The organism is Pseudomonas sp. MF09156 (assembly GCF_059862305.1).
In genome coordinates this window covers 35179-55434 of record NZ_JCBCUR010000021.1, presented here as the reverse complement: position 1 = coordinate 55434, position 20256 = coordinate 35179, and the positions used below count along the sequence as shown (strand labels likewise).

Below are 20256 nucleotides of genomic sequence, written 5' to 3'. Positions count from 1 at the left end.
CGATGAGCCAAAAAAAGCATCATGCTCAATGCCGACTCAGCATTCGTTACCCTCAAGATCTCTCTTGAAAACGAGGCAAATGACCTTAATATGATCTTATCTTGCCATCATCGTTTTCAATCATGGATGTTTCTCGGGGGTAGGTCGAAATGGCAGAACAAGAAGACGCTAAGCCCGCAAGCGGGCGCTTCAACACAAATGATGAGACGAAGCGGATCGTATGGACCCAGACCGCTGGTCATTGTGAACTGTGCGGCACGGATCTGACGTTCGATTATCGTGCCGGCAAGCCAATGAAATGGGGAGAAGTGGCGCATATCCTGCCCGCCAGTCCCAAAGGCCCTCGGGGACGCGCGGATCATGATGCTGAGGCGCACACAAACAATACCGCTAATCTGATGCTCCTGTGCCCAGGTTGTCATGACAAAATTGATCGTGACGCAGATGGGTATCCTGAAAATGATTTGAGTGGTTTACACCAAGCGTACCTGGAACGCATCCGACTCGCCGCAACGACCCCCGATGGTGGTAGAGCCATTCCTCTCATCGTCGAAAGTCAGCATTTTCAGACAATCAACGATATTCCCGTTCGCGATCTGTTGACTGCGATGTCCGCCGAGGGATTAACCGCCTTCGATCAAGGCATCAAAATCACTTTCCCTGCGCCAGGACCACGCGGCCGCGACACTACCTATTGGCAGAACGTCAAAGACAGCATCCAGTATGAGCTGGAACAGCAACTCAAGCGTCGCGGCGGCACCTACGGCGACTCGCCCGCGCTGGCAGTAGTCGGCTTGGCCGACATCCCGGCTTTGATGATGCTGGGCCAGAGTATCGGCGACCGTTCCAAGCGCTTGATCTTCTCCTTTCACCGCGAACATCGTTTGCGCTGGCCCGATCAGTCCGCTGAGCCGCCCGTTTTTTTGTTTACACCTCCCCCCGAAGGCGACGGGCCACTGGCGCTGGTGCTCTCCATTTCTGCGCAAGTCCCAGTTCGCGACGTGACCGACGCTCTGCCGGGTGCACGTATTGCAGAGCTGTCGATCCCAGAACCAAGCTATGCGATGGTACAGAACCGTCGAGTGATTCATGCCTTTCGCGACGCACTTCAAATACGACTGAGTCAGCTTGAAGCTCTGACTCCTGACCCTATCCACGTCTTCGCCGCTATTCCTGCGGCATTGGCCATCGAGTTTGGCGCGTTGCTCACAACGCAGCATCAACATACGTACCTGATCTTCGATCGGGACAAAGAAAACCAGGATCGGTTTACGCAAACACTGCAATTGGGCTCGGTGGCCCAGGAGGCTAGGTAAATGCTATTGAGCAACGAACAGACCAAGCGCAGCAGTTGGGAATATTTTCTGCTTCGCGCCGCGCGGGAAATCTCGCTGTCGGAAGCGCAGTACGAAAAAATAAATGACCGCTACTCCCAACTGGAAAAAATCCTCTCGGCTTCCGACAACCCGCTACTCGCTGAGGCCCATATCTTCGTTCAAGGCTCGATGCGGCTGAAAACGACCATCAAGCCAATCCCCGGCGCGCCTGCGGATCTGGACACCATTGATGCGGACGCGATCATCTGGTTCCCTCACGCTCAAGGCGCTAGTGCGAAGGAAGTTCTAGAGGCGATTGAGCAGCGTTTTAGGGAAGGTTCCCGCGTTCAGGAAGAAGTTAAACAATTACGTCGGGGCATCCGCATCGTTTATGCCGACGAAAATCCAGGCTTCCACATCGACGTCACGCCTGCCCGCGCGATCAACGGAAATGGCGAAGCCAACGGCGAGGGTAAGCTGGAGGTTCCGGATCGGGTCACAGGGTGGAAAGCAAGCAGCCCTATCCCTTACTCGAATTGGTTACAGGTTGCTTCTGCCCAGGAAATCTCTCTAGAAAGCTTGGTAGTTGCCAAGAGCCAGCGGATGCTCGATGCCGCGACGCAAGATCCTTTGCCGCATTATCAGGATTACATCGATCAAGATCCCCTGCGTGCGACTATAAAGCTGCTCAAGCGGCATCGCGATGAATGGGCCATCAACACAAGGAGCGCTGATACTCGCCCCATATCGGCGGTCATCACCACCCTGGCCACTCACGCATACTTGGATGTCGTGAAGGAATCGCAGTCGAAGCCTTTGGCGCCGCTCGATGCAATTTTGGAAATCGTTCGCAGAATGCCGCAGCACATCGCGCAAAGAGGTAGCGATTGCTTTGTCTGCAACCCTGCCGATAACGGCGAAAACTTTGCAGAAAAGTGGAATCGACCAGGCGAAGGGCAAGGCTATCGCCAAGCATTTGCCAAGTGGCATGCGGACGCCAGTGCATCCGTATCATTGGGTTTGGAAAGTTTTGAATCCAATGATTCCTTTGCCGAGGCAGTGAAAAAGAATTTCGGTATAGCACCGGCATTCATTACGGCAGTGAACAATGAGATCCCTGCGAATTGGACCATGCCCGGCCGACCGGAAGGCACTACTCGAAACTCTGCTTCGATGGGTTCGCTCTTCGGAGGGGCCAGCGGTGGCGCAACCTCTCAGTCGAGCGTAAAGCCAGTTGGACGCCTTGGCTGATCCTATTACGACGCCACTGCAGCGCGGAATCGCCGCACTGCGAAATACCCTAGGTCAGGACGCTGCCGATGCATTGCTCCAGCCCGCACCCATGCGGGCTGACGAAGCGGCATCCTTTTACTTTCCCTTGCCCATCGATTACACGGGGCAGGAGCGGCGACTGCGTATTGGTTTCCCCTCCAATTTTCCCCGTGGGCTTTTGCGGCTGAACGTCGAACCCTCTCCATGGCTGGTTTGGCCGCATGCCACCAGGTCGGGGCTTTGCCTTCATGGCTTTCAGGAACGCCCCATCATGGGCTCCCCGGAGGTTGTGGTAGAGGACAGCCTTGCTCGCTTGGCACAGATCGTTTCGTTGTCCAAGATGGGATCAAGCCAGGCAACGCGCGATATCGAATTTCAGAACGAGATCACTACCTACTGGTCTTTTCAGCACGGTCAGTCATTCCAGAACCTCTTACTGTTGGATCGACCTCAGGCTGCCTCGCAGATGTTTGCGCTCAGCGATCCGCGCCGGGCTGTGCCATCCGGTCAGGAAACGGTTTGGTTAGCATCGAACGTAGCTGCACTCAAAGGGCATTACCGACGGGTTGTCGGACGTTCCGCTGTCATTCGCGCGGCCGAAACTCCCGGTTTTTACGTCAAGCTTCAGACTTATCCGGATATCCGCACCCCGGATCCAGAAGATTTATTGCCGTGGCTAACGCCCCACCTTACACCAGACGATGCCGAGCAATTGCTGGCATGGTTTGAGCAGAATGGAACGTTGGCGAGTCGATGGATTGTTCTGGAGCTTCCAGGAGGGGCAGATGCTCCAACATATTGCCTGAATGTGCGCTCGCTCGGCGTCCAGCAGGAGCGGGGAGCAAAGTTTGGCCTGCGTACAGCGCGGCGCCGGCCAGCTATCGCAAATGCACATCCACCGGCGCTCGTCCGAGCAACTACCCTGGACGTGCTTAATCGAGCGTCCATTCTGTCCCGCGATATAAGCGGCACTGCGCAGCACCTTGAAAATGCTCGGGTAGTTTGCGTTGGTGTTGGCTCGCTAGGCAGTGCAGTGGCAATACAGTTGGCACGATCCGGTGTCGGCCACCTTACTCTCATCGATCCTGACACTTTGGTGTCAGCCAATCTGGGAAGGCACGTTCTGGGAGCGGATAGTCTAGGGAGACTGAAAGCTTCATCGTTAAGGGACAAGATTCTGTTAGATCTTCCGACGACAGAATGCACCGCATATTCGACTTTTGCCGAAGTGGTAATGAGCAGCAAACCAGAAGTGTTCGATAACGCAGATCTGGTGGTGATCACGACAGCAGACTGGCAGTCGGAAGTCACTGTATGGCGAGTCAAATCCAGCGGCGCTCCTTGGGGGCTTGTACAAGCCTGGAGCGAGCCGCATACCCAGGTAGGTCATGCGCTATTTGCACCAGCCGGCACCTTTGATGGCCGTCATCTATTCACGGACGTCGGCGATTTCGTGCATAGATTCACAGAATGGCCGGGAGGAGGTGTTGTTCCGCTGCCCGCCTGTGGGGAGAGCTTCATCCCAGGTGGCTCACTGGGGATGACCAATATCGCCTCTATGGTGTCGCACACGGCCCTACGCGCATTGACTGGCAACATCGCCACTGCATCTTGGATCAGCAGCATTTACAGACCTGAAGATGTGCTGAGCCTGGGAGGCCAATACCAAGGGCCCAAACTGCCAGAGGGGGCGCAGCAACTCCTACTCGAGCGTGGATGGCCGGAAGATAAGGACGAAACGGTATGACGGATATCGCATGGCGCTGGCGATGGCCGGAGGTGAATTCCGAGCTATTGGTGTCCCAAGCTGTCGCGGACATCTTGGTTAGTCATCGGCAGGGCCTTTTTGGCGTGGAGCGAGGGGGACAGTTATTTGTCAACCCGGTTGATCCGAAAGGGTTGCTGCTGGCCTTGGCCACGGTGCCTCATCGCGCCGATCGGTCAGGCTGGTCTTGGCTAGAGTTGGATGCGGAGCGTTGCCGCCAGGAGATCCAGGCTGCCAACGAACAAGGGTTACGTCTAGTGGGGTATTGGCATACGCATCCCCAATCCGTTCCGGTGATCTCTCCGGCAGATATCGGCAGCTTCTCAAAATTTGCTGCACGTTACACGCAGGATCTGCCGCGCCCGATAGCCGTTATTGTCGGCAAGTCCGAAAAACCCGAAGGTATCAAGGCGTGGTCGTTCAGGGACGGCAGATATGTAGAGGCAACCTGGGTCAGATGAGCTTTAAGTCCGTGAGGGTGGAAGGCAGGTCAGCGTTTAGCTTTACCCGCTAGCATCAGGGCGAATAGCTCTGCCTGAAAGCGAGCATCATCCAATGCGTTATGGTTCGGCTCGCTGAGTGGCTTCAGCGCAGCGGTCATTTTAGATGATTTTGTTTCCTGCCAGCTGCAACCTACAGCGCCCATAAAGTAGGCCTTCATGTCGATAGCGGTAAAACCAAAGGGGTTGGTTTCCAAGTATTTATGAAAGTAGTAGTTGACGAATGACCAGTCAAACGGTGCATTGAGTCCTACGAAAATGACCTTTTGCCCCGTTTTGCAGGACGACTTCAGCCACTTATCAAATGTCAGCATCGCCTGTTGCGGAGCGAGGCCATCGCGCTCCAGCTTCTCCAAACTCAGCCCCGATACTGCCAGCGCTTCGGGGTCGTGTTTCGGACTGTCAGGTCGTAGTTCAAGATAGATGGACGTTTCAGGTTGGGCTACAAGACAAGCTCCAATGGAAAGCAGACTGTATTCGCCTGGTATAGGTCCAGAAGTCTCGACGTCGACCGAAACATAAAGCTCATCAGGGTTCATGTCATATCCTTTCGTGTAGTTGCTAGATCACGCTCAAGCTCTTAACCATTTGTTGGTGGTAAAGCGGCGAAGCCATTGACCAATTTTGCTTTTATCCGGCGTTCGAGCAGCGGCAGTGCATGCCTCCTGGGAATTGCACGTTCCTTTGGTCAGCTTTGCGCCCGAGCATAATGATGTGTGTCATTCTCTAATGGCGGATGAGGGCCGGACGATCATGAGCGAGCGTTGGATAGTCAAGTGCCAGAATACTGAGGACGGTACTGGCGACATCATCATTGATCTGCCTCAAGAGTTGCTTGACCAAATGGGGTTAGGTGTTGGGGACGACCTGGAACTAACGGTAGCGAATGACACGTTGGTGCTGACGCCCGTGCACAACGCAACATCAGTGCGGCCCATGTTTGCTGGCGTCCTGCGTCATGATGTTTATCATGCTTACCGCATGCGTCTGGATGCGCTTCTTCATATCTCTGTCAATGCTTCGGATCTGGACATTCACGACATGATAGTAGCTGGCTTCTCGGTCAGCCTGATCAAAATGCTTTGTGATGATGGAACCCTAAGCGAAGAAGAACGCGACAGAATCATTCAACCCAAAACGCTGAAAACAAAACTGTCAGCCAACCAGCGCTTAACGCTGCATGAGAGCGATCGCCTGTTCCGGTTCGCACACATTACCGCCATGGCTGAGGTGATTTTCGGTGACAAAGGGAAGGCCAAACAATGGCTTTCCAAACCCAAAGCCCGTTTTTTGGGAGAAAGCCCATTGGCGATGGTCACTACAACCTTTGGCACACATTTAGTCGAAGAAATGCTGACTCAAGTGTCGGAGGGCATGTCATTTTAATCCAGCCGCAGCCGAGTAGAATCAACCCAAGCGAGTACGCGATCGCAGTTGGCATTATTAAGGCGGCGCGCTCCGTTAACTCGGGTGCCCACGGAATTGCTGAATATTTTTCTAACCTATCTTCAGATGGAGCGCTGATTCACCCGTTTCGACAGCTCTTCAGCCGACTCTTTGCGTTCCGAGTAACGGTCTACCAGGTAATCCTGACGGTCACGCAATAGCAGGGTGAACTTCATCAGTTCCTCCATCACGTCGACCAGGCGATCGTAGTAGGACGAAGGCTTCATACGTCCATTCTCGTCAAACTCGGTAAACGCTTTGGGCACTGAAGACTGATTGGGGATCGTCACCATGCGCATCCAGCGACCCAGTACCCGCAACTGATTCACCACGTTGAAAGACTGAGAGCCGCCGCAAACCTGCATGACGGCCAGGGTTTTACCTTGGGTCGGACGTACCGCGCCCATCGCCAATGGCACCCAGTCGATCTGAGCTTTAAAGACGGCGCTCATCGATCCATGACGCTCTGGGGAACACCACACCTGTCCTTCAGACCACTGCATTAGCTCGCGGAGTTCCACGACTTTGGGGTGGGTATCCGGAGCATCATCAGGCAGTGGTAATCCTGACGGGTTGAAGATTCGTGTTTCCGCACCGAAGTGCTCCAACAACCGCGCGGCTTCTTGGGTTACCAACCGGCTGAACGAACGCTCGCGGGTCGACCCGTAAATCAGAAGGATGCGCGGTTTATGCGTGGACGGCTCACGAGGAGTGAGTCGCTCCATGCTTGGGATGTCGATGAGATCTGCTTCGATGTTTGGAAAATGGTCTTTCATAGTGACTCCTGGCTCCAGCCACACATGGCCTACAACGTGCCGATGCGGGCTAGCTCAGTTTTAAGGTCTTCTGTGCTCAACGTAGCAATAGGCAACGAAATGAAGGCGTTTACCCGCTCCTGAATTTTGCTCAGGGTTTGCTGGAATGCCGCCTCGATTTGCGCTTCAGATCCCGTAGCTTCGGAAGGATCTGCCAGCCCCCAATGAGCCTTGAGCGCCGGGCCGAAGAAGATCGGGCAGGCTTCGCCGGCAGCCCGATCGCAGACCGTGATCACGATGTCTGGTGGCGATCCTTCAAAGGCATCGGATGCTTTACTGCTAAGGCCGTCAGTAGGGATACCTGCTGCTTTGAGCGTTTGAATCGCTCGCGTGTTTACGCGGCCACTTGGGAAGCTTCCGGAACTGACGGCTTCCATTCCTTCAGGAGCAAGGTGGTTGAACACCGCCTCGGACAAGATGCTCCGGCAGCTGTTGTGGGTGCACATGAATAGGACTTTCATCGTGATCTCCTGGAATCAAAAGCTGACGCGCAAAGCCAAGGCGCTCAGGGTGGCAATGAGGATTGGAAGCGTGAGCACCACACCGGTCTTGAAGTAGTAACCCCAACTGATGGTTATGTCTTTTTTAGCCAGCACGTGCAGCCAGAGCAGTGTGGCCAGGCTGCCGATAGGTGTGATTTTCGGACCAAGATCGCAGCCAATGATGTTCGCGTAGACCATGGCCTGATGAACTACGCCAGTCGCTTCCGTTGCATGGATCGAGAGCGCGCCGATGAGCACTGTTGGCATGTTGTTCATGATCGAAGAAAGCACGGCGGTCAGGAGTCCTGTACCCAGCGATGCCCCCAAAATGCCATATCCAGCGAATACGTTGAGCAATTGAGCAATGTGGTCAGTCAGTCCGGCGTTCTTCAAGCCATACACCACCAGGTACATGCCCAGCGAGAAGATCACAACTTGCCACGGGGCGCCCTTGAGCACCTTGCTGGTGTTGATGGCGTGACCTTTGGCGGCGATGACGTAGAGCACCAATGCGCAGGCGGCGGCGATAGCACTGATGGGGATACCCAGTGGCTCGACAACGAAAAAGCCGACCAGCAACGCGAGCAGCACCCACCATCCAGCCACGAAGGTTGCACGATCCCGGATCGCATCTTCAGGGGTATGCAGTTGTGCCAGGTCATAAGTCTTGGGCAAGTCTTTGCGGAAGAACCACAAGAGCATCCCCAGCGTTGCAGCGATGCTGACCAGGTTGACCGGCACCATAATTGCGGCGTACTCGCTGAAGCCAATGTTGAAGTAATCGGCCGAGACGATATTCACCAGGTTGGAGACCACCAGCGGCAGACTTGCGGTGTCGGCAATGAATCCTGCGGCCATCACAAATGCCAGAGTTGCTGCGGGGGAAAAGCGCAGGGCCAGCAACATGGCGATCACGATGGGAGTAAGGATTAGCGCTGCACCGTCATTGGCGAACAGCGCTGACACTGCGGCTCCCAACAAGATGATGAAGGCAAATAACTTGCGGCTGCTGCCACCTCCCCAGCGAGCGACATGCAACGCAGCCCACTCGAAGAAACCAGCCTCGTCGAGCAGCAGGCTGATGATGATCACAGCGATGAACGTCGCCGTGGCGTTCCACACGATATTCCATACCACCGGGATGTCGCCGAGACTGACCACCCCGCTCAGCAACGCGAGCATGGCACCCAATGAGGCACTCCAGCCAACACCCAGCCCTTTGGGCTGCCAGATGACCAGAACGATGGTGACGATGAAAATAAGTAGCGCGATTAGCATGCGAGCGGCTCGTTTCGAAAGGGTGGATCAGCCGCACACGGTCTGATTGACTGGACGATCGTTCATTCCACAGAGCCGCTTGGTTTCTGTGTCCAGCCACTGCTGGTTGGCATCAACGACACCCTTAAGCACTTCGGTGACCCAGGTCGGCAGTTCGGGATGGAGTCGGTAGTAAACCCATTGGCCTTGGCGCCGATCCGCCAGTAACCCGGAGGATCTCAGCAGTGCGAGATGTCGAGATATTTTTGGTTGGCTCTGCTTAAGAGCGGCGGTCAGTTCGCATACACAGAGTTCTCCCTCGCGGGCGATGAGTAGCGTTATTTTGGTTCGAGTGTCATCTGCCAGGCTTTTGAACAAAACGGTAGGAGTAATTGGCTCGTTCATGAGGCCTCCAGGTGTATGGTTTTCACCAATACAAATAATTTGATCCGTACGTGGATATCGTGAAGTGCATGCTTCTTCCGCGTACGGAAAATTGAATATACGACAATTCGGATATACGGTAAATTGAATATATATAGAAGATCCGGCGTAATCCTGTCCAAGTCAGAGCGAGCTGCTTTGGTGCGTTGGCTCTGAAACGTCTTCGGCCAATAGTCGATGAAAACTTGAGGGAGAGAAGCTACTGCCTATCAATTCAGCAGCATTTGCTTGGCAGAAAGTCGTCACGGCTAACGGCACTATTCTTGGCGAAGGTTCTCGGTGGCAAAGACGTCGTCGTAGATATCCCGCAGCCTGGTCTCCACGAGCAGAAACTCCCAATTCAGTGAACGGTGCTCTCTGCGGTACGTGGATGCGGTGAGCCCGTTTGAGGGAAAGCGCACGGTTCTATCGCGACATTCTGAAGGGCCGAGCCTTGCATGGGTCAGCCCTTCAAACACAATTCTTTACAGGGGCAGCAAGGAAAGAAATGAATTACAACGTGAGGGTTGCCACACCCGCTGATGCCTCCGCCATCCAGGCTATCTACGCGCCAATGGTTTTGGACACGGTCATCTCGTTCGAGCTGATACCACCGACTGTTGATGAGATGGCCGCACGAATAGCCGCAACACTGCCGACGCATCCCTATCTGGTGGCCGAGGTGGAAGGCAAGGTCGTTGGATACGCTTATGCAAGCCAGCATCGAGCGAGGGAAGCCTATCGTTGGTCGGTGGATGTCACCGTGTATGTCGACCCGGTTGTGCACCGAAACGGGGTAGGTCGTGCGCTTTATCAGCAGCTTTTACCACTTCTAGAGAAACAGGGGTTTCATGCCGCCTATGCCGGTATTGCCTTACCCAACGCGGGAAGCATAGGCATCCATGAAGCGCTCGGCTTCACCCACATTGGCACATACCCTGAGGTTGGGTTCAAGCACGGCCAGTGGCATAGCGTGGGTTATTGGCGTAAACCGCTTTGTGCTGCGATTCCGCCTATAGAAATCATCCAGTTCAGTGAGGTGGAGGGATTGTAAACGTGCAGACTGTGAGGTGAGGTTGCTGCTATTCGTCGGCATTGGAACCAAGCGACTCACTGGAAGCTATGCTGATGGATGATTCTCGTTCGAGTCGGTGTTTTGATCGACTGGAGGAACGAATGAATTTGGCTGGGTTTATTTCACTTCTCTCCGCAGGTGAGGAAATAGGCGGGTGCCAACTCGCGCCCTCAGATGCTGTGGCACTCGCCCATCTGCATTTTCCTTCACGTGCCTATTGTCTTGTTGCTGAATGGGCAATATTAGATCTCGACGTTACAACCCTTCAGCGGAAAGCGATCACCGATAGAGAGCTAATCCCTGCTCTGGTTTACGCTTTAACTGTTATCAAAGACAGCAAAGGCCGCTTCCAACTTGGTGATTGGGTCAGGACAACGCTCGGGGTTTCGTTCACCCACGCTTGCTTATTTGAGACGAAAAATACGGTTTATGTGCTTATGGGAACCGGACGTAGGTTGCGCACAGATATAGACATCGCATTGAGCTTGTGCTGAAGATCGCATCTTATGCGCTCCGTCTTCATGACTGCTGCCTCTAAATGTTCGTGTCAAACTATGATGTGAGCAGCCGGGCACTATATTTGAAGCTCAGCCCATCTGTGTCAATCTATGTTGCTGTAGCCTTCACCCAAAATCATCCTACAGACCCCGGTTTACGGGAGGGGTTGTGTCAAACTATGTTGTTGGTAACCAATGACCATCAGTCCTGTAATCCCGGTGTTTGAGTGTCCACGTGATATCGCCTTGAAGCTCTTTCGAGAAGCTGGCCGCGCTTGGAATGCAACCACCTTGGAAGAGATGGGAGATCACCTTTTCAATTTCTGTGTAACCAATTCCTCGTTGCGGGACTGGATACTGCAATCAAAAGATGAAAAGGGGGATGCGGCTTTTCATAGTGCTTGGAGGGAAAAGGCGGATGGGCTGTTTGGCGAATGTGCCGATATAGCTAACGCCTCGAAGCACCTGGTGGTAAAGCCTGTTTCGGTCAGTGTTGGAAATCAGAAACTGTCCGCGTTAGGCCCAAATGGTGTGATCGAAGGACTTGAGAAAGAACGGCAAGCCTTTAGCATCGTTCGGTCAAGCGGCGAGGACATAGACCTGTTCATGTTTTTCTTCAAGATTTGCCGGGCATGGGAAGAGCATTTTGAAAATGATCCAACCCTTGATGCGCTCCCCTTCCATGGTGAGTTTTTGCTCACGACTGTCTAGGAAAACACTCATGAACGATATGCCCCAAGGTCACTCACCAGCCCACGATCGCAAGATTCGCTTCGGCTACGTCGTCGCTGCCAAGCTCACTTCCAGGCACTGCCTCATGGGGGTGCATGAGGACAAAGAGGTTGCTGATGCCCATCGCGACCGATTGCAGGCTTACCACGACGCCAAGCCCGAACTCGGTAATGTGGGCCAGATCAGCATCGATGACGCCTTCACCCGACGCGAGGCGTTGGCAGCATGGCGAAAAAATCATCCGTTCAGCACCTCTCTGGATCATTTTAAATGCTATGAAGTGCTCGTTGTGCCCTGGCTTGATCCGGCCATTCTGACCAATTCCGTCATCTAATCTGATCACGGAAAACGTGCGCAGCATCGCGAAACGGCTTAGGGTGTCATTTCGCCTCCAGCCGGAACCGACCTCAGGTAGACCCATGATTGATGACAGCTCCGAAAAAATAGTGATCGATGCCGGCCTGTTTAGATTTCCCGGGCAGGACTTGATGAAGAACATCAATAAGGCCTACACGCTGTATTACGACGAAACGAACAATAACCGAAGCCTAAACGGCCAGCCGAAGCGTCAGTGATCATCGAGTTGCCCATGCCGGCGCAGGTTATCGACAAAGGTATTCCGACAGCAGGCTTGCTGGCCCAAGTAATGGTGGCCAAGTTTGCCGATCACTTGCCACTGTACCGGCAGGAGAAAATCTTTGGTCGTGCCGGACTGACAATCGCTCGCTCGACCTTGGCCCGATGGGTTGGACAGACCGGCATGCGACTCCAGCCGCTGGTCGATGCGCTGCGTGAAGCTGTGCTGAACCAGGGCGTGATTCACGCTGATGAAACGCCTGTGCAAATGCTTGCGCCGGGAGAGAAGAAAACCCACCGGGCCTACGTCTGGGCCTACAGCACTACGCCGTTTTCGGCGCTCAACGCGGTGGTTTACGACTTCAGCCCAAGCCGTGCTGGCGAACATCCGCGCAACTTCTTGGGTGACTGGAACGGCAAGCTGGTCTGCGATGATTTCGCTGGCTACAAGGCTGGATTTGAGCAAGGCATCACTGAAATCGGCTGCATGGCCCACGCCCGTCGCAAGTTTTTCGATCTGCACGTGACGAACAAAAGTCAGCTGGCCGAACACTCGGACGTTCGAACTGGTTATTTGCCGGGTCGCTACGTAGCGGTAAGCGGGCGGCTGCAATCATGAGCCTGATCCAGTCGGCGCGTATGAATGGACATGATCCCTATGCCTATCTCAAGGATGTGCTGACACGGTTGCCGACACAGCGAGCCAGTGAGGTCGGGCAATTGCTACCGAATCAATGGATGCCGTCCTACTGAATAATGAATCGCCCCGAAGCAGAAGCGTAGGAGCGATTCACTACTACAGCTCTAGCCGGGCAGGCTCAAGTGCAGCAAGGGGAAGGGGCGGCCCTCGCCATCCAGCGGAGAACGACCTGTTTGAACAAAACCGTAATGTAAATAGAACCCTACCGCTTCGGGGTTCTGTTCATTCACATCAACACTCATCTGACTGCGCGAACTGCGGGCATGATCCAGCAGTGCGCGGCCAATCCCTTTCCCTCGCAGATCTGGTTCGATGAAGAGCATCTCTACATGATTTTCATTGAGCCCGATGAACCCTAGCGGGCAGTCCTCGGCATCTACCGCAACCCATAGTTCGACAGCGGGTAGGTAAATATCGCGGAGCTGAGGGAGTAATGCCTCAATATCGGATTCTTGCAGGAAGTGATGTGTGGCGCGAACGGAGCGCAGCCAGATGTTGAGCAGTTGCGGATGGTCGGCGTTAGTAGCCTGACGAATGATCATAGAATCATCCTTAACACTTGATATCGGAAATGAGGCGCGCTACTAGATAGCGACCGTATAAGTGGCGGCAACTGTATGACCGCTTCGCGATTTAACGCCTGGGCGGTTCACGGCAGAGGTAGCCGGAAAGGAGGGAGGAATGACGATACTGAGAGGCTTTTGGGGTCTCAATAAAAAATTACGGAAGGGATTGTGGATGAAGCATACCTGACAGATGGTGGCCGGGCCGGTAGGGATCTCACGCGGGACGCTAGAACCGGATGATGTCAGGAGCTTATGGTGACTTACCCGGACGCTTACCCAATATCCTCACTCGATGACACTCAGACGGCCCAAGTGGTTGACTGCTTTGGGTCGACCTTAACCAGTTATGGATACGATGTACACTGGTCAAGTCCGATGCAAACGCCTGGTCAAGTCGAATGCAAATGGGTGGTCAAGTCCATGCAATTACGCATCACTCTCCAAAAATTCAGAAAGTTGCGCGAGAACACCTGTCGCATTACCGATCAGCATGATCTCGTTGTGTTCCCCCAGACTTACATCTTCCGTATTCACATGAATTAATAAAGCGCCCGACGCCAAAGCGAGCCTCGGAATATCTGCGGCAGGTGTGACAATCCCGGATGTGCCTACAGATATCAGGATGTCGCAGCCTCGCACCAATGACATCGCAGACTTCCAAACATCTCTCGACAGATCCTCTCCATACCAAACCACTCCTGGGCGCAGTTTGCCACCGCATCGTCTGCAGCGTGGCGGTTCGATCAACGCGCCTTCAACGGGTACAGCTAATTGATCCTGCGCCAGCTCTGCGGGTCGATGACAAGCGAAACACTTTGGGGTAGCCAGACTGCCATGCAAATGAAGGACACCATGAGACCCGGCCCGCTCATGCAGATCGTCAGCATTCTGAGTGATGATAGAAACGGTACGCCCCGTTGCCGCCATTTGACAGAATGCTCGGTGCGCAACATTGGGCTGCGACCGAGCCACTTGTTGTCGCCGCCACAAGTACCACCCCCAAACCAGACGAGGATTCTCTCGAAAGGCCTTCGCGGTCTCCAGCTTCTCAGGGTCATACTGTGACCAAAGCCCGGCCAGCGGGTCTCGGTACGTAGAGATTCCGCTTTCAGCCGAAATCCCAGCGCCGGAGAAGCAGGTAATAGTTCTGGCTTTCAGTAACGATATCTTCGCTCGTTCCAGGGCTAGCATGTGCCCCTCAGATGGTTTGGCTCAAATAATGAAACAGGCTTCCGCGCCTTCATCAGGGCACCGCCGCATAGAGGTATGGCTCATTCGGATCGATCACGCGATTGGATACCCGAGGTATGTGAGCACGAAGCCGCTGCTCTGAGTACCAGATCTGACGAGTTTTCCTCTTCCACGAATCGAGATCACCAAGCTTATAGGTGCCCATCGACGCCTCATAGATCACTGCTCCTTGATCGGTCCCAATCCCTCGATAACAATTCTCTGAATAAGCTCATCCAAGCACCAGTGCTCCCGACCGGTCAGGTTCGGTGGACATAACATCTGCACTGCCTCAATGGCGACATCTTGGGCGAGAGAGAGATAGTGCTGCAGCTAGGAAGCGCAACGAGTCAATACACCTCTGTTGCGCCTGCTTGTGAACGGAGGTAATCGTTGGGAGAAAGCATAAACCATCTACCTCGCAATTCATCCATACGCGTACATCGCGGCTCTTATGACCAAGCACGTAAATCACTGTTTACACAATTGCGAGTGAGTCGGCCGCCTGACAAGGCTTAAGGGAGAATAAATCGCCCAAACATAACTTGAGACAAAGGCCTTTCGGAAAAATCAATTGGCCCTTGCCAGTTTTGACCAGTCCAGGATTGGCCTTTGAACGCTATTTTGACCAAAATAAATTGGCCCTAGCCATAGGCTGGGCGCGCTGTCGGCACTGGATTTACCAGTTGCTCGAGCGTCGCGCGATCCAATAGTTCGGTGTCCAATTTGATGTAAATGGCCGCCTCTTCAGCGACCACGACTGCATCTGTTACCCCTACGACGGCCTTCAGGCGCTCTACCAGACCGCTTTCACGGATCGCCTCGGGCGATAGCGGCAAACGCAGGCTTGTGACGTAGGGAGGTTCGCGCATGGTAACAGCAAAGACCAGCCAAAGTGCAGCCAGCCCGGCGCATCCGAGGAACACAACCGACAAACCGCCATGCTGGAACATCCAGCCGCCCATGATGCCGCCCAGCGCCGAACCGAGGAATTGGCTGGTGGAATACACCCCCATCGCCGTGCCCTTGCCGCCCGCCGGTGAAACTTTACTGATCAGCGAAGGCAGTGACGCCTCCAGCAGGTTGAACGCGGTGAAAAACACCACCGTGCCGATTACCAACGCCCGTAGGCTGTCGCCGAACTGCCAGAAGAATAGTTCAGTGAGCATCAATGTCGCGACGGCGCCGAGCAAAACTCGTTTCATTTTGCGTTTCTTCTCGCCGTAGATGATGAACGGGATCATGGCGAAGAACGAAATCAGCAACGCGGTCAGGTAGACCCACCAATGCTGCTCCTTGGGCAACCCGGCCTTTTCCACCAGCGCCAGGGGCAAGGCGACGAAGCTGCACATCAGCATGGCGTGCAATACGAAGATACCTAAATCCAGGCGCAACAGGTCGGGGTGCTTGAGCGTCGGCAGCAGCGCCTGTTTGGCCACGCCCGACTCACGGTGCTGCAGCGGCCCGGTGGAGCGCGGCACCATAAAGGCCACGATCAGGATGCCGAACAGCGCCATGCCACCGGTGGCCAGGAACAGGCCGTGCAAACCGAACGCACGAGTCAACAGCGGGCCAACCACCATCGCAACGGCAAACGAAAGACCGATGGTCATGCCGATCATGGCCATGGCCTTGGTGCGATGCTGTTCGCGGGTCAGGTCCGACAGCAGCGCCATCACCGCCGCGGAAATCGCCCCGGCGCCTTGCAGGATGCGTCCGGCGATCACGCCCCAGATCGAATCGGCATTGGCCGCCAGCACGCTGCCCAGGGCGAAGACGATCAACCCCAGGTAGATCACCGGCCGGCGGCCAATGCGGTCGGAAATGATCCCGAACGGAATCTGGAAAATCGCCTGGGTCAGGCCATAGGCGCCAATCGCCAGGCCGATCAGGGCCGGGGTCGCGCCAGCGAGGTCCATGCCATAGGTCGCCAGTACCGGCAACACCATGAACATGCCCAGCATACGGAAGGCGAACACCAGGGCCAGACCGCTTGCAGCTCGGGTCTCGCCGCTACTCATGCGTTCGCTGTGGGGATCGTGCATGGAAAAACCTCGTGTGAACCGGCGGCGATTCTACCAGTCCCATCGATTGAGAGGGTATATGCGGCGCTTTGCCGCGCAGCTTTCATGTAAGGCTGAAATGGGCAAATTGACAGTGTATATTCATCCAGTCTTTAGCCGTATACTCCTGCATTATTTATACGCCCGCCGTGCGAGGCCATCTTGGACAAGATCCTGATTCGTGGGGCTAGAACCCACAACCTGAAGAACATCGACCTGACCCTGCCCCGGGACAAACTGATTGTCATCACCGGCTTGTCCGGGTCCGGCAAGTCGTCGCTGGCGTTCGATACGCTGTATGCCGAAGGCCAGCGTCGCTATGTGGAGTCGCTGTCGGCCTACGCCCGGCAATTCCTGTCGATGATGGAAAAGCCTGATGTCGACACCATTGAAGGCTTGTCGCCAGCCATTTCCATCGAACAGAAATCGACCTCCCACAACCCGCGTTCCACCGTGGGCACCATCACCGAAATCTACGATTACCTGCGCCTGCTGTACGCACGCGTCGGTATTCCGCGCTGCCCGGACCACGACATCCCTCTGGAAGCGCAGACCGTCAGCCAGATGGTCGACCTGGTGCTGGCCCAGCCGGAAGGCGCCAAGCTGATGCTGTTGGCCCCGGTAATTCGCGAGCGCAAGGGCGAGCACCTGTCGGTGTTCGAAGAGCTGCGCGCCCAGGGTTTTGTCCGCGCCCGGATCAACGGCAAGCTCTATGAGCTGGATGAAGCACCAAAGCTGGATAAACAGAAGAAGCACACCATCGATGTGGTGGTCGACCGTTTCAAGGTGCGCGCCGATCTGCAGCAACGTCTGGCGGAGTCGTTCGAGACCGCGCTGAAACTGGCGGACGGTATCGCCCTGGTGGCGCCGATGGACGACGAGCCCGGCGAAGAAATCATCTTCTCCGCGCGCTTCGCCTGCCCGATCTGCGGCCATGCCATCAGCGAGCTGGAGCCCAAGCTGTTCTCCTTCAACAACCCGGCCGGCGCCTGCCCGACCTGTGATGGGTTGGGGGTCAAGCAGTTCTTCGACATCAAGCGCCTGGTCAATGGTGACCTGACACTGGCGGAAGGCGCGATACGTGGCTGGGACCGGCGCAATGTGTATTACTTCCAGATGCTCGGGTCATTGGCTGCCCACTATAAATTCAGCCTGGAAGTGCCATTCAACGAACTGCCGGCCGAGCAACAGAAAGTCATCCTCCATGGCAGCGGCTCGCAGAACGTCGACTTCAAGTACCTGAACGACCGTGGCGACATCGTCAAGCGCTCCCACCCGTTCGAAGGCATCGTGCCCAACCTGGAGCGCCGCTATCGGGAAACCGAGTCGGCCAGCGTGCGCGAGGAACTGGCCAAGTTCCTCAGCACCCAGCCCTGCCCGGATTGCCGCGGCACCCGCTTGCGTCGCGAGGCCCGCCACGTGTGGGTCGGCGAGAAGACCCTGCCGGCGGTGACCAACCTGCCGATCGGTGATGCCTGCGAATACTTCGCCGTACTGAAGCTGACCGGGCGACGTGGCGAGATTGCCGACAAGATCCTCAAGGAAATCCGCGAGCGCCTGCAGTTCCTGGTCAACGTGGGCCTGGACTATCTGTCCCTGGATCGCAGTGCCGACACCCTGTCCGGCGGCGAGGCCCAGCGCATTCGCCTGGCCAGCCAGATCGGCGCCGGCCTGGTGGGCGTGCTGTACATCCTCGACGAGCCGTCCATCGGCCTGCACCAGCGCGACAATGATCGCTTGCTGGGCACGCTCAAGCACCTGCGCGACATCGGCAACACGGTGATTGTGGTCGAACACGATGAGGACGCCATTCGCCTGGCGGACTACGTGGTCGATATCGGTCCCGGTGCGGGCGTGCATGGCGGGCATATTGTTGCCCAGGGCACCCCGGCCGAAGTCATGGCCCACCCGGACTCCCTGACCGGCAAGTACCTGTCCGGCCGGGTAAAAATCGAAGTGCCGGCCAAACGTACCCCGCGTAATAAAAAACAGGCACTGCACCTCAAGGGCGCGCGCGGCAACAACCTGCGCAATGTCGACCTGGAAATCCCCCTGGGCCTGCTGACATGCGTGACCGGTGTATCCGGTTCAGGCAAGTCGACCCTGATCAACAACACCCTCTTCCCCCTCAGCGCCACGGCATTGAACGGTGCCACCACCCTGGAAGCAGCCGCCCATGACAGCATCAAGGGCCTGGAGCTGCTGGATAAAGTAGTGGATATCGACCAGAGCCCGATTGGTCGCACTCCCCGCTCCAACCCGGCGACCTATACCGGGCTGTTCACGCCGATACGCGAACTGTTCGCCGGTGTGCCGGAGTCCCGCTCCCGTGGTTATGGGCCTGGGCGGTTTTCCTTCAACGTCAAGGGTGGGCGCTGCGAAGCTTGCCAGGGCGACGGCCTGATCAAGGTCGAGATGCACTTTTTGCCTGACATCTACGTTCCGTGCGATGTGTGCAAGAGCAAGCGCTACAACCGCGAAACCCTGGAGATCAAGTACAAGGGCAAGAACATCCACGAAACCCTTGAGATGACTATCGAGGAAGCGCGGGTGTTCTTTGACGCGGTGCCGGCCTTGGCGCGCAAGCTCCAGACCCTGATGGACGTGGGCTTGTCGTATATCAAGCTGGGGCAGTCGGCGACCACGCTGTCCGGTGGCGAGGCGCAGCGGGTGAAGCTGTCTCGCGAGCTGTCCAAGCGCGATACCGGCAAGACCCTGTATATCCTCGATGAACCGACCACCGGCCTGCACTTCGCGGATATCCAGCAATTGCTCGACGTGCTGCATCGCCTGCGCGACCACGGCAACACCGTGGTGGTGATCGAACACAACCTGGATGTGATCAAGACGGCCGACTGGCTGGTGGACCTGGGGCCGGAAGGCGGTTCCAAGGGTGGGCAGATTATTGCGGTGGGCACGCCGGAGCAGGTCTCCGAGATGCCGCAATCCCACACGGGCTACTATCTGAAGCCGTTGCTGGCGCGCGACCGGGCCTGACTCTTCAGGCCCAACAAAAAGCCCCTGTCACCGTAGCGGTGACAGGGGCTTTTTTATTGCCGGCGGAATCAGAACTGCGATTGCAGGTAATTTTCCAGGCCGATCAATTTGATCAGACCCAGCTGCTTTTCCAGCCAGTAGGTGTGATCTTCTTCAGTATCGTTCAACTGTACGCGCAGGATTTCCCGGGTCACGTAGTCATTGTGCTTCTCGCAAAGCTCAATGCCTTTGCACAGTGCTGCACGAACCTTGTATTCCAGGCGCAAGTCGCTGGCGAGCATCTCAGGCACAGTGGTACCGGTATCCAGGTCGTCAGGACGCATACGCGGCGTGCCTTCGAGCATCAGGATACGGCGCATCAGCGCGTCGGCGTGCTGTGCCTCTTCTTCCATTTCGTGATTGATACGCTCGTAGAGCTCGGTAAAGCCCCAGTCTTCGTACATACGCGAGTGAATGAAATATTGGTCACGAGCTGCCAGTTCGCCCGTCAGCAACGTGTTGAGGTAATCGATTACGTCGGGGTGACCTTGCATCGCCCTACATC

At 55.7% G+C, this 20256-nt stretch carries 20 protein-coding genes and 1 pseudogene; 12 read left to right on the top strand and 9 right to left on the bottom strand.

Annotated elements, in window-relative coordinates; genetic code table 11:
- Window positions 1-149: 149 nt before the first annotated feature.
- Genes AC19YY_RS27585 through AC19YY_RS27570 form a run of 4 tightly spaced genes read left to right on the top strand, consistent with a single transcriptional unit; the run spans window position 150 to window position 4814 of the window.
- Window positions 150-1316 (top strand): SAVED domain-containing protein, encoded by a 1167-nt coding sequence (locus tag AC19YY_RS27585; protein WP_500605142.1) that lies wholly within the window; start codon window positions 150-152, stop codon window positions 1314-1316.
- Window positions 1317-2567, top strand: coding sequence for a nucleotidyltransferase domain-containing protein (locus AC19YY_RS27580; RefSeq protein ID WP_074754943.1), 1251 nt, complete (start codon window positions 1317-1319; stop codon window positions 2565-2567).
- Window positions 2551-4335 carry a ThiF family adenylyltransferase gene (locus tag AC19YY_RS27575; RefSeq protein ID WP_074754941.1) on the top strand — a complete coding sequence of 595 codons (1785 nt, stop codon included), beginning with the start codon at window positions 2551-2553 and terminating at the stop codon, window positions 4333-4335. The genes AC19YY_RS27580 and AC19YY_RS27575 overlap by 17 nt, the downstream gene beginning before the upstream one ends.
- The gene (locus AC19YY_RS27570) at window positions 4332-4814 is read left to right on the top strand and encodes a Mov34/MPN/PAD-1 family protein (RefSeq protein WP_054068364.1); all 483 of its coding nucleotides are present in this window, start codon (window positions 4332-4334) and stop codon (window positions 4812-4814) included. Before AC19YY_RS27575 ends, AC19YY_RS27570 begins: the two co-directional genes overlap by 4 nt.
- Window positions 4815-4843: 29 nt before the next feature.
- Here AC19YY_RS27570 and AC19YY_RS27565 read toward each other — a convergent pair whose 3' ends face one another.
- Window positions 4844-5392 (bottom strand): 3'-5' exonuclease, encoded by a 549-nt coding sequence (locus AC19YY_RS27565; RefSeq protein ID WP_099456562.1) that lies wholly within the window; start codon window positions 5390-5392, stop codon window positions 4844-4846.
- Between the two features lie 214 nt (window positions 5393-5606).
- Between AC19YY_RS27565 and AC19YY_RS27560 the strand changes: the two genes are divergently transcribed.
- The gene (locus AC19YY_RS27560; RefSeq protein WP_235654486.1) at window positions 5607-6239 is read left to right on the top strand and encodes an antitoxin Xre/MbcA/ParS toxin-binding domain-containing protein; all 633 of its coding nucleotides are present in this window, start codon (window positions 5607-5609) and stop codon (window positions 6237-6239) included.
- A gap of 122 nt (window positions 6240-6361) precedes the next feature.
- Here the strand turns inward: AC19YY_RS27560 and arsH are convergent, their stop codons facing one another.
- From arsH to AC19YY_RS27540, 4 genes are read right to left on the bottom strand one after another with little or no spacing between them, the layout of a single operon-like run.
- Window positions 6362-7075 (bottom strand): arsenical resistance protein ArsH, encoded by a 714-nt coding sequence (arsH, locus tag AC19YY_RS27555; RefSeq protein WP_099456560.1) that lies wholly within the window; start codon window positions 7073-7075, stop codon window positions 6362-6364.
- Window positions 7076-7104: 29 nt separating this feature from the next.
- A complete protein-coding gene (locus tag AC19YY_RS27550; protein WP_099456559.1) occupies window positions 7105-7575 on the bottom strand; it encodes an arsenate reductase ArsC in 471 nt (156 codons plus the stop codon).
- Window positions 7576-7590: 15 nt separating this feature from the next.
- On the bottom strand, window positions 7591-8874 hold the full coding sequence (locus AC19YY_RS27545; protein WP_099456558.1) for an arsenic transporter: 1284 nt from the start codon (window positions 8872-8874) through the stop codon (window positions 7591-7593).
- 27 nt (window positions 8875-8901) lie between these two features.
- Window positions 8902-9258: a metalloregulator ArsR/SmtB family transcription factor gene (locus tag AC19YY_RS27540; protein WP_099456557.1), complete on the bottom strand. Its 357-nt coding sequence runs from the start codon at window positions 9256-9258 to the stop codon at window positions 8902-8904.
- A 526-nt stretch (window positions 9259-9784) separates the two neighbouring features.
- Between AC19YY_RS27540 and AC19YY_RS27535 the strand changes: the two genes are divergently transcribed.
- The 6 genes and pseudogenes from AC19YY_RS27535 to tnpC all read left to right on the top strand — a co-directional run.
- Window positions 9785-10330 (top strand): arsinothricin resistance N-acetyltransferase ArsN1 family B, encoded by a 546-nt coding sequence (locus AC19YY_RS27535; protein ID WP_099456556.1) that lies wholly within the window; start codon window positions 9785-9787, stop codon window positions 10328-10330.
- Window positions 10331-10404: 74 nt separating this feature from the next.
- Complete coding sequence (locus AC19YY_RS27530; RefSeq protein ID WP_135290085.1) at window positions 10405-10845, top strand: DUF6957 family protein; 441 nt, start codon at window positions 10405-10407, stop codon at window positions 10843-10845.
- Window positions 10846-11043: 198 nt separating this feature from the next.
- Window positions 11044-11559 (top strand): hypothetical protein, encoded by a 516-nt coding sequence (locus AC19YY_RS27525; RefSeq protein ID WP_099456554.1) that lies wholly within the window; start codon window positions 11044-11046, stop codon window positions 11557-11559.
- 10 nt (window positions 11560-11569) lie between these two features.
- On the top strand, window positions 11570-11914 hold the full coding sequence (locus tag AC19YY_RS27520) for a hypothetical protein (RefSeq protein ID WP_033901203.1): 345 nt from the start codon (window positions 11570-11572) through the stop codon (window positions 11912-11914).
- Window positions 11915-11999: 85 nt separating this feature from the next.
- A complete protein-coding gene (locus tag AC19YY_RS27515) occupies window positions 12000-12155 on the top strand; it encodes a hypothetical protein (protein ID WP_156717506.1) in 156 nt (51 codons plus the stop codon).
- A pseudogene (tnpC, locus tag AC19YY_RS27510) lies at window positions 12143-12909 on the top strand (IS66 family transposase); the annotation flags it as partial. The gene AC19YY_RS27515 and the pseudogene tnpC, both read left to right, overlap by 13 nt.
- 51 nt (window positions 12910-12960) lie before the next feature.
- Here tnpC and AC19YY_RS27505 read toward each other — a convergent pair.
- The 3 genes from AC19YY_RS27505 to AC19YY_RS27495 all read right to left on the bottom strand — a co-directional run bounded on the left by AC19YY_RS27505 (window position 12961) and on the right by AC19YY_RS27495 (window position 16697).
- Complete coding sequence (locus AC19YY_RS27505) at window positions 12961-13398, bottom strand: acetyltransferase (RefSeq protein ID WP_014717580.1); 438 nt, start codon at window positions 13396-13398, stop codon at window positions 12961-12963.
- A gap of 450 nt (window positions 13399-13848) precedes the next feature.
- Window positions 13849-14613 carry an SIR2 family NAD-dependent protein deacylase gene (locus tag AC19YY_RS27500; protein ID WP_500605141.1) on the bottom strand — a complete coding sequence of 255 codons (765 nt, stop codon included), beginning with the start codon at window positions 14611-14613 and terminating at the stop codon, window positions 13849-13851.
- A 683-nt stretch (window positions 14614-15296) separates the two neighbouring features.
- Entirely contained in the window at window positions 15297-16697 is a 1401-nt protein-coding gene (locus AC19YY_RS27495; RefSeq protein ID WP_500605140.1) for an MFS transporter, read from the bottom strand.
- A 180-nt stretch (window positions 16698-16877) separates the two neighbouring features.
- Between AC19YY_RS27495 and uvrA the strand changes: the two genes are divergently transcribed.
- A complete protein-coding gene (gene uvrA / locus AC19YY_RS27490; protein WP_169951372.1) occupies window positions 16878-19712 on the top strand; it encodes an excinuclease ABC subunit UvrA in 2835 nt (944 codons plus the stop codon).
- A gap of 68 nt (window positions 19713-19780) precedes the next feature.
- Here uvrA and bfr read toward each other — a convergent pair whose 3' ends face one another.
- Complete coding sequence (gene bfr, locus AC19YY_RS27485) at window positions 19781-20245, bottom strand: bacterioferritin (RefSeq protein WP_029299402.1); 465 nt, start codon at window positions 20243-20245, stop codon at window positions 19781-19783.
- Between the last annotated feature and the right edge of the window lie 11 nt (window positions 20246-20256).

Coding starts and splice junctions, on each gene's coding strand:
- AC19YY_RS27550 (WP_099456559.1), bottom strand. CDS start 7,575: ATGAAAGTCCTATTCATGTGCACCCACAACAGCTGCCGGAGCATCTTG.
- AC19YY_RS27580 (WP_074754943.1), top strand. CDS start 1,317: ATGCTATTGAGCAACGAACAGACCAAGCGCAGCAGTTGGGAATATTTT.
- AC19YY_RS27525 (WP_099456554.1), top strand. CDS start 11,044: ATGACCATCAGTCCTGTAATCCCGGTGTTTGAGTGTCCACGTGATATC.
- bfr (WP_029299402.1), bottom strand. CDS start 20,245: ATGCAAGGTCACCCCGACGTAATCGATTACCTCAACACGTTGCTGACG.
- AC19YY_RS27530 (WP_135290085.1), top strand. CDS start 10,405: ATGGATGATTCTCGTTCGAGTCGGTGTTTTGATCGACTGGAGGAACGA.
- AC19YY_RS27585 (WP_500605142.1), top strand. CDS start 150: ATGGCAGAACAAGAAGACGCTAAGCCCGCAAGCGGGCGCTTCAACACA.
- AC19YY_RS27560 (WP_235654486.1), top strand. CDS start 5,607: ATGAGCGAGCGTTGGATAGTCAAGTGCCAGAATACTGAGGACGGTACT.
- AC19YY_RS27500 (WP_500605141.1), bottom strand. CDS start 14,613: ATGCTAGCCCTGGAACGAGCGAAGATATCGTTACTGAAAGCCAGAACT.
- AC19YY_RS27570 (WP_054068364.1), top strand. CDS start 4,332: ATGACGGATATCGCATGGCGCTGGCGATGGCCGGAGGTGAATTCCGAG.
- AC19YY_RS27520 (WP_033901203.1), top strand. CDS start 11,570: ATGAACGATATGCCCCAAGGTCACTCACCAGCCCACGATCGCAAGATT.
- arsH (WP_099456560.1), bottom strand. CDS start 7,075: ATGAAAGACCATTTTCCAAACATCGAAGCAGATCTCATCGACATCCCA.
- AC19YY_RS27545 (WP_099456558.1), bottom strand. CDS start 8,874: ATGCTAATCGCGCTACTTATTTTCATCGTCACCATCGTTCTGGTCATC.
- AC19YY_RS27505 (WP_014717580.1), bottom strand. CDS start 13,398: ATGATCATTCGTCAGGCTACTAACGCCGACCATCCGCAACTGCTCAAC.
- AC19YY_RS27535 (WP_099456556.1), top strand. CDS start 9,785: ATGAATTACAACGTGAGGGTTGCCACACCCGCTGATGCCTCCGCCATC.
- AC19YY_RS27540 (WP_099456557.1), bottom strand. CDS start 9,258: ATGAACGAGCCAATTACTCCTACCGTTTTGTTCAAAAGCCTGGCAGAT.
- AC19YY_RS27565 (WP_099456562.1), bottom strand. CDS start 5,392: ATGAACCCTGATGAGCTTTATGTTTCGGTCGACGTCGAGACTTCTGGA.
- AC19YY_RS27495 (WP_500605140.1), bottom strand. CDS start 16,697: ATGCACGATCCCCACAGCGAACGCATGAGTAGCGGCGAGACCCGAGCT.
- AC19YY_RS27515 (WP_156717506.1), top strand. CDS start 12,000: ATGATTGATGACAGCTCCGAAAAAATAGTGATCGATGCCGGCCTGTTT.